Origin of the sequence: Aquibacillus albus (genome assembly GCF_016908325.1) — a bacterium.
Taxonomy (GTDB): Bacteria; Bacillota; Bacilli; order Bacillales; family Amphibacillaceae; genus Aquibacillus_A; species Aquibacillus_A albus.
In genome coordinates this window covers 59,643-73,048 of the sequence record NZ_JAFBDR010000013.1, presented here as the reverse complement: position 1 = coordinate 73,048, position 13,406 = coordinate 59,643, and the positions used below count along the sequence as shown (strand labels likewise).

The window sequence follows — 13,406 nt, the reverse complement described above, 5'->3', positions numbered from 1 at the left end:
CGGCTTCTTCTACTATGATTCAAAGAAGCTGCATCCGAGGCGACCTTCCAAAGAAAATGCTCCTAGGAAACCTTTCAGCTGACGATTTCCCTCTCTTTAGGTATTTACTTTGTACTCTTCCTCATCATGGCATTTCATCTATTTATATTTGTTATTTTATCCAAAAAATCACATATAAGTCAATAGCCACTTGTTTTAAGTTAAAAAAAGAACGTTCCATCCTACATATTCATTTATTTTTATGCACAATTATATAATATTTAAGCATAGAATACACCAAAAGGAAAGGGAGAGGTGAGAGTATGGCACGCTTTTATCGATATCGATTACCACCATGGGCAAGATATTGGTTGTTAGTATGTGAAAGGTGTACATTACCAATTGTAATATTTCAAGCAATTCGAACCATTTTTTTCCCAACTACCTTTGATGTATTGCTGCTTGGAATCTTAATTGGTATCTTTTTCGCCTTCTACTTGGAGTGGATTTAATCGTCTGAATCATTTTGCGCTTCCCATTCTTTTCTCTTTATTTCTTGTCGAACCTGATACAAATGATGTTGAATCTTTAGTCCATGAACAAGCTGACGATATCCATACTCTAATTGCTTAATCTGAAAGGGCTGACTGATTCTAAATGCTTGACTTTTATACTTTTCTATTATTTTAAGATACCTAGTCGGATAAAGTAAATAAACCGCTAACAAGCTACGCTCACTTGCTAAAAGTGGATTATATTTTTCATATACAGAAAATGCCTGATTAACATCATCGATATAAGCATCATGATACTTCAGTTCTTGATAAAAATATCGACCTAGATCCTCGATGGGACTTCCAATAAACGTATTCTCCCAATTAATTAAATAAGTTTGATTCGCTTGATAAATTTGGTGAGACCGGCGCAAATTACCATGACATAGAGAAATGGAGACTTTTTCATCACTTTTCATATCCTCAAGATAATAGTCGTACCATTCATCTAATAATGAAATAGCCTTCTCTATGTCTCGGTATTGCATACATACCCGAAGTTCAAATGGTGACATGAACCTTTTACGCTCAAATGTCTCGATATGATAAAGGAGTTTCTTTCTATACTCATCGATCTTTTTCTTCTCATGAGATATATATTGCTCGACTTGTTGTAAATTTACAGATTTTTCTTGCCTGGTTTTATGGTGAATTTCTCCAATGACATGAAAAAAAGATTCTAACTCATGTTCAGGTTTATCATCATTTTTTGTTTCTTTCCATGGTGAAAGATAATAAATTTGCTGTTGATCAACTATGTACGGCTTATTTGTTCTTGTTAAATAAACGGATAAAATTGGTGACAAGTGGTGTTGATTCGCTTGAACAAATACGTGCTCCCAGCGTTTTAACGATTCGGCTGATAACCTCGAACGTTTCAAGGCATACGTATAATTATGACTATGAACCTTGTAAACTCGTCGTGTTATCGGGATTATCTCAGTCGGTTCAATTTGGTATTGCCCTATTAAGCCACTTATATTTGTCATTTCCATCCACTCCACCTTTAATGGTTTAACTAAACTAAAAAAGTTACTCTCTTGAAACAAAATCCCTTGTCACCATATCTTTGTGGCAAGGGATTTCACTTGTTTGCTACTGACTGATTAGCTCTTAACTGGTATATATAATATTTGCCCAACCGACAATTCATCATCCATTAGTTTATTTGACTGCGAAATTTGATAAGCAGAAATTTCATACCTTTCTGCGATCGAATCTAACGTATCATCATCCTGGACGATACACATTTTCAAACTAGAGTACCGTTCCTCTTCCTCTTCCTCTTCTTTATGATCAAAAATATTTAATAAGTAAGTAGGATCCTGCTTGATTTCTTCTTCTCTAGGTGATTCTATTTCATCATCAGGAAACTCATCTTTACCATAAGCCGAGTAGTTTATCACACTTTCTTCAAACTCACTGGACTCCTCCATATTAATAATTTCTTCCTCCTCATTATATTCCTCAACACTTTCTTCCTTTGGTTCCTCTTCCTTTCCAAAGAATTCTGCAAATGATTGTGACTTTTTATATTTCCACCTATCTTTTTCTGGAGCTTTTGCAGTTTTTTCTTCTTTTTCAAACGCTACTTCTTTTTCTTTTCCAAAATTAACATCCTTTATGGATTCAGCACTTTTCATGGGTTCCTTTTTATCAAGCTCTTCTTTTTCTTTTATATCAAACTCAAAAGTTTCTTTACTAGGAAGCTCTGGTGGCTTTTCTATTAACTCTTCTTCTAAATCAATGTCAGAATTAACTAGATCATCATCTGGTTCTTCTTCTCTTAGTTCCTGTTGACCTTCATCTTGCACTCCATGAATAGCAATGGTAGCACTAAGCTTTAGCTGACTTTGCTCAGGAATCTCATAATCAAATGACTCTATCCCAACCATAACATCATCTAATTCATCAATACGGTATTTAGGAATAGATACTTCAACCGGAAAATGATGGAAAAACTCATTGATTCCATCCTCATAGCTTTCTACTCGATCAACAAATCGTTGACTCGACTGATCATTAAACGAAACAACCTGATCTTCTTCCACCTCATCCTTGTTTACTTGAAAATATTCTCCTTTTAATTCAATGACACCACGAATAGAAACAAAATCATCATAATCATGAATAGATATCTCAGGCTCGAGTGAAATCCCCATTATTTCCTTTACTTCCTGTCCTTTTTTAAACCACAACGACTCATATAGATCAAATGTAAAAACTCCTTGACCTCCATTACTCAACACGAATTCCTCCCCTCAAAATCTATACGCAATACGTACCATATCCCTCATTTCAGATATATGAAAAAAATTATGAATTATGCATATAGCTTTGCGTTTGCAATAATAGGATGCCTACAGAATTATCCAAAGAACAAAAGCGCAAGCGCCCTGGTAGCGACGTATGGACTGGACTGAACCGCAGGAGATAAAGGAAACACGGTGAACAAAGTGAACCGATGTTGACTTATCGTACGGAGGTGAGGGAAGTCTCACTAGTCGCTGGGCGCTGGAGCTGGACGTCGCTAACCTAGGCCATTTATCCATAAGCCAGCCATTTTATAATTTCCTGTATACCATAAAAAAAGAGACACTCCAAATGTTATCCTTTTAGAAGTGTCTCTTTATGATTGCTATGATGTAATTCTTTTAAATGCTTTTCGTGCTGCTTCAATTGTTTTTTCAATATCACTATCGGTATGAGCAGTTGACAAGAAAGTTCCTTCAAACTGTGAAGGTGGCAAGAAAATTCCTTCCTCAATCATCATCCGATAATAACTAGCAAAATGCTCCAAATTTGACTCGCTTGCCGATTGATAATTTATGACCTCATTTTCATTGAAGAAGAATCCAACCATCGAACCAGCCCTATTTACTTGTAAAGGAATGTTAAATTCTTCTGCTGCAGACTTATATCCATCTACTAATCGATCAACTTTTGCATTGATTTGATCATACTCTTCTGGTGTCATTGCAACGAGTGTTTCATAGCCTGCTGTCATCGCTAATGGGTTACCAGACAACGTTCCTGCTTGATAAATATCCCCTGTAGGAGCTACCTTTTCCATAATTTCTCGCTTTCCGCCATATGCTCCAACCGGCAAGCCTCCTCCAATAACTTTTCCTAAACAAGTCAGGTCTGGAGTGACGCCAAAATGACCTTGGGCACAGTTATACCCAACACGGAATCCGGTCATTACTTCATCAAAAATAAGTACTGTTCCATGCTGTTCTGTGATGTCACGAAGCTTTTGTAAAAAATCATTGTTTGGTGGAACCACTCCCATATTACCTGATACTGGTTCAACAATAACTGCTGCTAAATCATCTCCAAACTGTTCAAAAGCATAATCCACACTTTCCATATCGTTATAAGGTACAGTAATTGTATTTTTCGCAATCGATTCTGGTACACCAGGACTATCAGGCAATCCCAAAGTCGCTACACCTGAGCCTGCCTTAATTAACAAGGAATCCCCATGGCCATGATAATTTCCTTCAAACTTAAGTATTTTATCTCGTCCAGTATAACCACGCGCTAGGCGTAAGGCACTCATTGTGGCTTCAGTTCCAGAATTAACCATTCGAACCATTTCAATTGATGGTACTCGTTCAATCAATAGATTTGCTAATTTATTTTCAATTAACGTCGGAGCGCCAAAGCTTGTTCCATTTTCTGTTACAGTTTTTAGTTTTGAAACGACCCTCTCATCAGCATGGCCAAGGATAAGAGGTCCCCAGCTTAACACATAGTCAATATATTCGTTTCCATCAATATCAAAGATTTTGGATCCTTTTCCTCTTTCCATAAAAATAGGATTCATACCAACAGATTTAAATGCTCGAACAGGTGAGTTTACCCCACCAGGCATTAATTCCACTGCTTCTTTATAAGCATCTACCGACTGCTCAAAGTTTTTCACTTTATAACCTCCTCTTATCGATTTATCCATTTAGCTGCATCTTTTGCAAAATAAGTAATAATAAGGTCTGCACCTGCCCGTTTCATCGATGTTAATTGTTCTAAGACAATTTCCTTTTCATCAATCCAACCGTTTTGTGCAGCTGCTTTTACCATGGCGTATTCTCCACTTACATTGTAAGCCACCAATGGCGCATTAAACCGTTCTTTTACATCACGTATAATATCCATATATGATAGAGCTGGTTTTACGATTAAAAAATCAGCACCCTGAATTATATCAGACCCCGCTTCTCTAAAGGCCTCTAAACGGTTTGCTGGATCCATTTGATACGTTTTTCGATCACCAAATTGAGGTGCTCCTTCAGCCGCCTCACGAAAAGGTCCATAATGGGAAGATGCATATTTAACAGCATAGGACATTACAGGTATATTCTCAAAACCAGCATTATCTAATCCTTTACGAACTGCTGTAACAAAACCATCCATCATGTTCGATGGAGCGATAATATCTGCACCAGCTTTGGCCTGAGAAATAGCAGTTTCAACAATCAATTCAAGTGATTCATCATTGTGTACATCTCCATTATGGATAACACCACAATGACCATGAGACGTGTATTCGCACAAGCATGTGTCAGCAATAGTAATTAACTCAGGTACATCTTGTTTAATTTGCCGAAGTGCTTCTTGTATAATTCCTGTTTCACAATAGGCTTGAGAACCAACTTCATCCTTTTCTTTCGGTATCCCAAAAAGTAATACAGAACGAATCCCTAATTGAACAAGTTCTTTCATCTCATCCGTTAAATAATCAAGCGAAACCTGAAATACTCCTGGCATAGAAGAAACCTCTTTTTTAATATTACTTCCTTCCACAACAAATATTGGGTATATTAAATCATCCGGAGTCAGCTTTGTCTCCCTTACCAATGCCCTCATATTTGTTGAATTTCTTAATCTCCGATGCCTCTTAAATGAATGATTTTCCATATATTTTCACCATACCTTTTCATTAAAATACGTGATTAATTCTTGAACCATCCCATCAATCGTAAATTCATTCGGAACACGGACATGGTTGAACCTAACATCTTTTGCTCGTTCTAATGTAGTTGTTCCAATACATAAGCATAATTGTGTCTGCTTTATCCTGTTGATATCCCCTGATAGATGACTAGTTAATGTCTCAAAGGCATCAATCGTTGACGGACTTGTAAAGGTAAATACATCAATAGACTCCTTTAATAACACATGCTCTAACTGTGATTGAATTTCCCAATTAATGTGCGTGTCATATACATCTAAGCGGTCAAAGCGCACCTCATGTTTTTGTAATTCATTCGGAATATCGTCCCTAGAAAGGTTTCCACATACCAATAAAATTTGCTGTTCCTTCGAATATTCTTTAAAAAATTCCTTTACCATCTTCTTCCCTTGAAAGAACTCCGGAGTAAAATCAGCAGTGAATCCAAAGGTTTCCAGCATCTTATTCGTCTTCTCACCAACAACAGCAATATGTAAATGATTGACAGCTGTTGTTGGAATAGCTAACCATTCAAGCTGCTTGAAAAAAAACTTCACGCCATTGGCACTTGTAAAGAACACCCATGTGAAGTCGTGAAGTTTATCCAATACGTTATTGCTTTCAGTTAACAATCGCGGTTGGATGGTAAGTAAAGGTGCAACGATAGGAGTTGCACCTACTTTCTTTAATTGTTGTGCAAACACATCTGCTTGTTCCTTAGCACGAGTAACTAATATTTTCTTTCCGTATAACGGAAGGTCCATTATTGGTCAAGCTCCTCTTTCGCATCATCAATGATTTTCTGAGCTCCCTGTTTTTTCATTCGGCTAGCTGCTTCTAATCCAATAGCTACTGGATCGTTGCCACGAACCTCTTCCTTAAGAACTGTTTTACCATCTGGAGTAGCTACCAACCCAAGAAATACGACCTCATCGTTGTCTAAATAGGCATAACCACCAATAGGTATTTGACATCCTCCATTCAGTTCATGTAAAAAGGTTCTTTCAGCTGTTACTGTTCGTGTTATTTTTGGATTCCTTATTTTTTCTAACCAGTCTCTTAGATCCGCATCGTCTTCTCTACATTCAATCGCAAGTGCACCTTGCCCAACAGCTGGAACACAAACTTCAGGGTCTAGGTATTCTGTTACTACATCATCTCCCCAGCCCATTCGACTTAATCCAGCTGCAGCAAGAATAATTGCGTCAAAATCTTCGTCTTTTAATTTTCTTAGGCGCGTTTCTATATTTCCACGAATCCATTTTATTTCAAGATCTGGTCGGGCTACTAAAATTTGTGATCCTCTACGTAAACTACTAGTTCCCACAATTGAACCTGATGGTAAATCTTTTAACAAAACATTTCCGTTCGAAATAAACGCATCACGATGATCTTCTCGATCTGGAATTGTACCGATGGTTAATCCCTCTGGTATTTCTGCCGGCATATCTTTCATACTATGAACAGCCATATCAATTTCTTTGTTATACATGGCTTGTTCAATTTCTTTTACAAACAATCCCTTACCACCAACTTTAGAAAGGGTTACATCAAGAATTTTATCTCCTTTCGTCACAATCTTTTTAATTTCAAAGTCAAATGGAGCACCAATTTCTTTCAGTTGCTCAATCACCCACTCTGTTTGTGTAAGTGCTAAATTACTTTTCCTTGAACCGATAACTATTTTTCTCATGGATGATCCTCCCGATCTTGATATTTTAAATTAGAGTTGTTCAAAATTGAAAGTGAAAATTTGATAATGAAGTAAACAACAAAAAGTTTGTTAATAAAAATAAAAATGCACCTGAATTAAAGATGGAAATAGTTTTCCCTTGGTATCCCCTGCCGAGCCTTAAAAATAGATAAATAGTATAAACAAACAGAACGATGATTGATCCAATTGTTTTTATATCGTACCAATAAAACTCTGCACCTGAAGAATATGCCCAGACAACACCGAGAATAATAGAAATTAACAACGAAGGGACACCCAATGTAACGGTTTGAAATGAAAGTCGATCTAGCCGTTCTAAATCACCTAATCTTCTTAACCATCGGTATCCTTTTTTATTTTTTAATAATTTATATTGCAATAAAAACATGATTGAAAATACAAAGGATAACGTAAAAAAACCATAAGAAGTTAAAGCCAGCGTAATATGAGCAATCAATAACTCATCAAATAACCTTACCCCTCGTTCCCCATTGGATGCATTGGAAGTAATATGCAACAACATAATAAAGAAACCTAATAGATTCGTAAAAAAAACGATAAAATCCATCTTAAAGAAACGATTTACAAATAAAGAAAATGTAACAAGAATCCAAGCATAAAAAAACAAACCATCATAAATAGAGAATACTGGAAAGTTCAGTCTTTCTATTACTTGATATAACAAAAAAAAGGTTTGTAATATCCAAACCATCATAAGTAACCAGAAGGCAAACTGATTTACCTTCCGGTTACGCTGTACAAAATCAATAAAATATCCGAATACACTTGCTCCATATATGAATAATATTAACTCTTGCAACCATCTTATTTCCAGCATTAGTGAAATCCTTTCAGAGGAATGTCCAAAAAGGACAAAAGATAGACCAATAACAGAGTCGATATAAGCAACATTACCGACTTATTTTAACTTTTGAACACTTGGCATCCATTAATTGATTGTAGCGTTTTTAACAGAGCGAAGTGATATTTCACCGCTTTTTTTAACCGTAACAACTTTATTTTTTTCCTGTTTATTTAATTCATCACGAACCATATCTTCAATACCAAAGATTCGCATAAATAATTGGAGATTTTCATCCGCATTAGACTCTCCAGCAATTTCCTTCGCCTGTAAAATTGGCTGTTTTAATAATTGATTAATAATACTCTTTGTATGTTTGCTCAGCACTTTTCTTTCACGATCAGTAAGATTAGGAATTTTCCGCTCAATACTTTTCATCGTTTCGGATTGAATAGAAAGTGCATGTTCTCTTAATGCAGAGATGACAGGTACGACTCCTAACGTCTGTAACCATTCTTTAAACATAACAATTTCATTCTCAATCATTAGTTCAATTGCAGTTGCAGCCGTTTTTCTTACTTCTTTGTTTGCATCAACTACACCTTGCAAATCATCAATATCATACAAAAATACATTATCCAAATCACCTAAGTTCGGATCTAAATCACGAGGTACTGCAATATCCACTAGAAATAAGGGCTTACCTTTTCGTTTTTTATGAATGGGTGCCAATACTTCTTTTGTTAATACATAATTATTAGACCCAGTTGAACTAATTAATATATCTGCATCCTTCAATGTTTCGACAAGAGCTTCAACTGGTTGCGCTTCACCTTGAAACTGTTTTGCCAAAGCTTGAGCTTTTTCAAGTGTCCGGTTAAGTACCGTTACTTTTCCTACCCCCGACCCTTGTAAATTTTTGGCAGCTAACTCACCCATTTTTCCAGCACCAAAAATCATCACATGCTTACTAGTTAAATCACTAAAGATTTTCTTTGCTAACTCAACTGCTGCATAACTAACGGAAACGGCATTTTCTCCGATTTCTGTTTCTTTATGTGCTCGTTTCGCCAGAGTAATGGCTTGCTTGAACAATTCATTAAAAATTGTTCCTGTAGCCTCTGATTGTTGTGCAAGCATAAATGATTGTTTTATTTGACCCAATATTTGTGTCTCACCAACCACCATTGAATCTAAACCACTTGTTACTCGAAACAAATGCTCCATCGCACCATCATTTTCATAGATCTTTAAATAGGAAGAAAACGCTTCTTTTTCTATACCGAACCAATCAGCTAAAAATTGCTTGATATAATATCGACCAGTATGGAGTTGATCAACCACTGCATATATCTCTGTACGATTACATGTGGAAATAATCACATTCTCCAATATGCTTTTTCTTTGATTTAACATCTGCATGGCATTAGTGAGCATGTCCTCATCAAACGTGAGATTCTCTCTAATTTCTACTGGGGTGGTTCTATAATTTATACCCACCACTATTATGTGCATAACATCTACCCCCAAAAACATCAACCGTAACAATCATACTATAGTTTATTATAACATGAGTATTCTTTGTTTTTTCTCTTAAATTTGAACAGATTTTGAATTCTTTATGGTAATATATTGTAAGAAAGATTTATTATATCACTTCATTAAATACGTATGTACTTTACCATATCCATTATACATAATCAAGAAATTAATACTAATTAATAATTATTTTAATCTAGGAGTTTGCAATGAGAAAACAAAATGCTTTTATTGGATACTTATTAATAGGAATCGGTGCTTTTTACTTATTTAGGCAATTGCAATTACCCATATTTACAAATTTTTACTCATGGCCTACATTGCTAATCATTATTGGAATCTCATTTCTACTACATAGTTATGGTGCCAAAGAATACGGAAATTTATTCCCAGGAGCTATCCTATTAGGATTGGGACTTCACTTCCATAGCGTAAACCATTACTCCTTTTGGATAAACCATTGGGGAATGTATCCACTCATCATTGGAATAGCTTTTTTACTAAGTTATTCAAAAACTAGATCAGGTTTGATTCCCGGATTGATACTACTGTTTATTTCTTTGTTTGCAATTTTTGTAACAGATAAACCGGAGTGGTTTGGATGGATTAATGAAATCGTTCTTCTAGCGACCAACTTTTGGCCAATCATTCTTATTATTGGTGGCGGTTATTTTCTATTAAAGAAAAAATAGCTTAATTATTTAAAATATGCATAAAGAGACTGTCCCATAAGGGTCTGACACCTCGTTATACTACAACAATTAATGTTTATTATAATATTACTAGATGTTGTAGTTGAGAGGTCTGACCCTTTGCTTGTAGGACAGCCTCCCTAGAAAAATTCATTGTTCATCTTATAATGGTTTATTTCTCCGCTACAATTTTATTTGTCTCAACGTGAAATAAATCCTTGAATAGCCTTCCACGCATCATCCTTCCCTTCTCCAGTTTCTGAAGAGAATGGGATGATTAAATCTTCTGCTTCTAAATCCATTTTTTTTATTGCACGTTGTAAATGATTCACTCGCTTATTTTTTGAAATCTTATCTACCTTCGTTGCAATAACTATAACTGGAAGTTCATAGTGTTTTAAAAAATTATACATTCGAACATCATCAGCTGTTGGTTCATGCCGAATATCAGTAATTAAAGTAGCCACTTGAAGATTTGATCGTTCCGTAAAATATTGCTCAATCATTCTTCCCCATGCTTCTCTTTCTTTTTTTGAAACCTTGGCATATCCATAACCTGGTACATCAACAAAATAAAAAGCTTCATTTATTTTATAGAAATTAAGGGTTTGTGTCTTACCAGGCTTTGAAGAAGTTCGAGCCAAGTTCTTACGATTAATCATCTTATTGATAAAAGATGATTTTCCTACATTTGACCTGCCGGCTAACGCAATTTCAGGTAATTGATCACCTGGATACTGTTTACTAGAAACAGCGCTAATGACTATTTCAGCGTTGGTTACCTTCATTTTTCTCCTCCGATAATGCATGTTCTAATACTTGATCCAAATGACTAACTGGAACAAATGTTAATTCATCTCTAATACTTGCGGGTATATCTTCTAAATCCTTTTCATTATCTGCAGGGATAATAATTTTTGTTATCCCCGCTCGGTGTGCACTAAGTGACTTTTCCTTTAGACCACCAATTGGTAATACTCTTCCCCTCAGTGTAATTTCACCAGTCATACCAACTTCTTTTCTAACGGGTCTTCCAGTTAAAGCAGAAACAAGTGCTGTAGCCATGGTAATTCCAGCTGAAGGACCATCTTTAGGTGTTGCCCCTTCAGGCACATGAATATGAATATCATTATTTTCATGAAAGTCAGGATCAATATTTAGTTCTGTGGCACGTGATCGTATATAACTAAAAGCGGCTTGTGCGGACTCTTTCATCACATCTCCCAACTTGCCTGTTAATGTTAGCTTCCCTTTCCCTGGATAAAGACTCACTTCTATCGATAATGTATCTCCACCAGCTGTTGTGTAAGCTAAACCAGTGGCAGCACCCACTTGGTCTTCCTCCTCCATCACTCCATAACGAAACTTAGGCTTTCCTAACATCACTTCTAGCTGTTTTTCTGTAATAATTACACGTCGCTTATTTTCAGATACAATAATTTTTGCTGCTTTCCGGCACAAGGAAGCAATCTGTCTTTCTAAACCTCGCACACCAGCTTCTCTCGTGTACATACGGATTAATTTTAACAGTGCTTCATCTCTTATCTGCACCTGACTTTTTTTCAATCCGTTTTCCTTGATTTGCTTTGGAATTAAATGATTTTTTGAAATATGGAGCTTCTCTAATTCCGTATAGCCAGCAATCGTTATTACTTCCATTCGATCCAACAATGGACCTGGGATAGTAGTTAAATTGTTAGCAGTTGCAATAAACATAACTTGCGATAGATTATAGGTTTCTTCAATGAAATGATCACTGAATGTACTATTTTGTTCAGGATCCAATACCTCCAACATAGCTGATGATGGATCACCTCGAAAATCACTTGCCATTTTATCAATTTCATCAAGAAGAAATACAGGGTTTATCGTTTCTGCCTTTTTCATCCCTTGAATTATTCTTCCGGGCATTGCACCTACATAAGTTCTTCTGTGGCCTCGAATTTCTGCTTCATCTCGGACTCCACCTAAGGAAATTCGGACAAAATTTCTATTAATTGCACGAGCAATCGAGGTCGCTAGGGAGGTCTTCCCTACACCAGGGGGTCCAACTAGACACAGTATTGGGCCTTTCAGAGATTGAGTAAGCTGTTGGACAGCTAAATACTCAAGAATACGTTCTTTGACTTTTTCCAAACCATAATGGTCTTCATCCAAAATAGCTTGAACATGACTTATATCCAATGTATCTTCAGTCTCATTATTCCATGGTAAAGCTAATAGCCAATCCACATAGTTTCTAATAACGGAGCTTTCTGCAGAGCTTTGTGGTACTTTTTCGTACCTGTCTAACTCTTTCATTGCAACGTTCATTATTCGTTCAGGCATATCGGACTTTTCAACCTTATCTCTTAATTGAGCGACTTCACCGGCCTTACCGTCTTTATCGCCTAGCTCTTTTTGAATCGCCTTCATCTGCTCACGCAAATAATACTCTTTTTGTGTCTGTTCCATTGATTTCTTAACACGTTGACCGATTTTCTTTTCAAGGTTTAAAACTTCACGTTCATTAGAAATAATATTAATTAATTGTTGCAATCTTTTTTTAATGTTTTCCGTTTCTAGCAATTCTTGCTTATCTTTAATTTTTAGTGATAAATGAGACGTGATAATATCTGCGAGACGTCCTGGTTCATCAATATCAGAGACAGTTGCTAATGTCTCTGGAGTAATTTTCTTTGAAATTTTTATGTATTGCTCAAATTGATCAAGCAATGAACGCATAAGCGCTGATTCTTCATTTTTGTTACCATGAATGTCTTTGAATTCCTGAACCTCTACGAGAAATTGATCATCATCCTCCAAAAATTGAATGATTTCTCCTCGATGAATTCCTTCTACTAATACTCGAATCGTACCATTCGGAAGCTTTAACATTTGCTTAACCTTTGCTAATGTACCAATTCGATAGATATCCTTTGCATCTGGCTCATCAATTGCACTTTCCTTTTGTGCAGCTAAGAAGATGTTATTATCCTCCATCATTGCTTTTTCGAGCGCATTTACTGATTTATCACGTCCTACATCCAGATGTAATACCATTGTAGGAAAGACTAAAATGCCACGTAAAGGTAGGAGGGGGATGTGAATTTTATTTGGTTCTGCCATTTATTGCACCTCCATTAGTTAGACGCTTTTTACCATTATATTTTGCTTTGATAAAATAATCCTT

General features: G+C 36.0%; 12 protein-coding genes and 1 other annotated feature (1 of these 13 only partly in view). Of the genes, 2 read left to right on the top strand and 10 right to left on the bottom strand.

Annotation, left to right across the window (positions count from 1 at the left end; all coding sequences use genetic code 11):
• Nucleotides 1-137: a binding site (T-box leader), on the bottom strand (it extends 103 nt beyond the left edge of the window).
• 165 nt (nucleotides 138-302) lie between these two features.
• A complete protein-coding gene (locus JOC48_RS12280) occupies nucleotides 303-491 on the top strand; it encodes a hypothetical protein (protein WP_204500116.1) in 189 nt (62 codons plus the stop codon).
• On the opposite strand, the gene JOC48_RS12275 is transcribed toward JOC48_RS12280, so the two are convergent.
• The 8 genes from JOC48_RS12275 to hemA all read right to left on the bottom strand — a co-directional run bounded on the left by JOC48_RS12275 (nucleotide 488) and on the right by hemA (nucleotide 9,518).
• Nucleotides 488-1,528 (bottom strand): protein kinase family protein, encoded by a 1,041-nt coding sequence (locus JOC48_RS12275; RefSeq protein ID WP_204500115.1) that lies wholly within the window; start codon nucleotides 1,526-1,528, stop codon nucleotides 488-490. The genes JOC48_RS12280 and JOC48_RS12275 overlap by 4 nt on opposite strands.
• A gap of 111 nt (nucleotides 1,529-1,639) precedes the next feature.
• Nucleotides 1,640-2,779 carry a stage VI sporulation protein D gene (gene spoVID, locus JOC48_RS12270; protein WP_204500114.1) on the bottom strand — a complete coding sequence of 380 codons (1,140 nt, stop codon included), beginning with the start codon at nucleotides 2,777-2,779 and terminating at the stop codon, nucleotides 1,640-1,642.
• Between the two features lie 392 nt (nucleotides 2,780-3,171).
• Entirely contained in the window at nucleotides 3,172-4,461 is a 1,290-nt protein-coding gene (gene hemL, locus JOC48_RS12265; protein WP_204500113.1) for a glutamate-1-semialdehyde 2,1-aminomutase, read from the bottom strand.
• A gap of 14 nt (nucleotides 4,462-4,475) precedes the next feature.
• On the bottom strand, nucleotides 4,476-5,453 hold the full coding sequence (hemB, locus tag JOC48_RS12260; RefSeq protein ID WP_204500111.1) for a porphobilinogen synthase: 978 nt from the start codon (nucleotides 5,451-5,453) through the stop codon (nucleotides 4,476-4,478).
• Nucleotides 5,454-5,459: 6 nt separating this feature from the next.
• Nucleotides 5,460-6,251 carry a uroporphyrinogen-III synthase gene (locus tag JOC48_RS12255; protein WP_204500109.1) on the bottom strand — a complete coding sequence of 264 codons (792 nt, stop codon included), beginning with the start codon at nucleotides 6,249-6,251 and terminating at the stop codon, nucleotides 5,460-5,462.
• Nucleotides 6,251-7,180 (bottom strand): hydroxymethylbilane synthase, encoded by a 930-nt coding sequence (hemC, locus tag JOC48_RS12250; RefSeq protein WP_204500107.1) that lies wholly within the window; start codon nucleotides 7,178-7,180, stop codon nucleotides 6,251-6,253. Before hemC ends, JOC48_RS12255 begins: the two co-directional genes overlap by 1 nt.
• 40 nt (nucleotides 7,181-7,220) lie before the next feature.
• Entirely contained in the window at nucleotides 7,221-8,039 is an 819-nt protein-coding gene (locus tag JOC48_RS12245) for a cytochrome c biogenesis protein (protein WP_204500104.1), read from the bottom strand.
• Between the two features lie 111 nt (nucleotides 8,040-8,150).
• Complete coding sequence (gene hemA / locus JOC48_RS12240) at nucleotides 8,151-9,518, bottom strand: glutamyl-tRNA reductase (RefSeq protein ID WP_204500098.1); 1,368 nt, start codon at nucleotides 9,516-9,518, stop codon at nucleotides 8,151-8,153.
• A gap of 233 nt (nucleotides 9,519-9,751) precedes the next feature.
• On the opposite strand from hemA, the gene JOC48_RS12235 reads away from it, so the two are divergent.
• Nucleotides 9,752-10,234, top strand: coding sequence for a LiaI-LiaF-like domain-containing protein (locus tag JOC48_RS12235; RefSeq protein WP_204500095.1), 483 nt, complete (start codon nucleotides 9,752-9,754; stop codon nucleotides 10,232-10,234).
• Between the two features lie 200 nt (nucleotides 10,235-10,434).
• Here the strand turns inward: JOC48_RS12235 and yihA are convergent, their stop codons facing one another.
• Nucleotides 10,435-11,022: a ribosome biogenesis GTP-binding protein YihA/YsxC gene (yihA, locus tag JOC48_RS12230; protein WP_204500093.1), complete on the bottom strand. Its 588-nt coding sequence runs from the start codon at nucleotides 11,020-11,022 to the stop codon at nucleotides 10,435-10,437.
• A complete protein-coding gene (gene lon / locus JOC48_RS12225) occupies nucleotides 11,003-13,342 on the bottom strand; it encodes an endopeptidase La (protein WP_204500091.1) in 2,340 nt (779 codons plus the stop codon). The genes yihA and lon overlap by 20 nt, the downstream gene beginning before the upstream one ends.
• Between the last annotated feature and the right edge of the window lie 64 nt (nucleotides 13,343-13,406).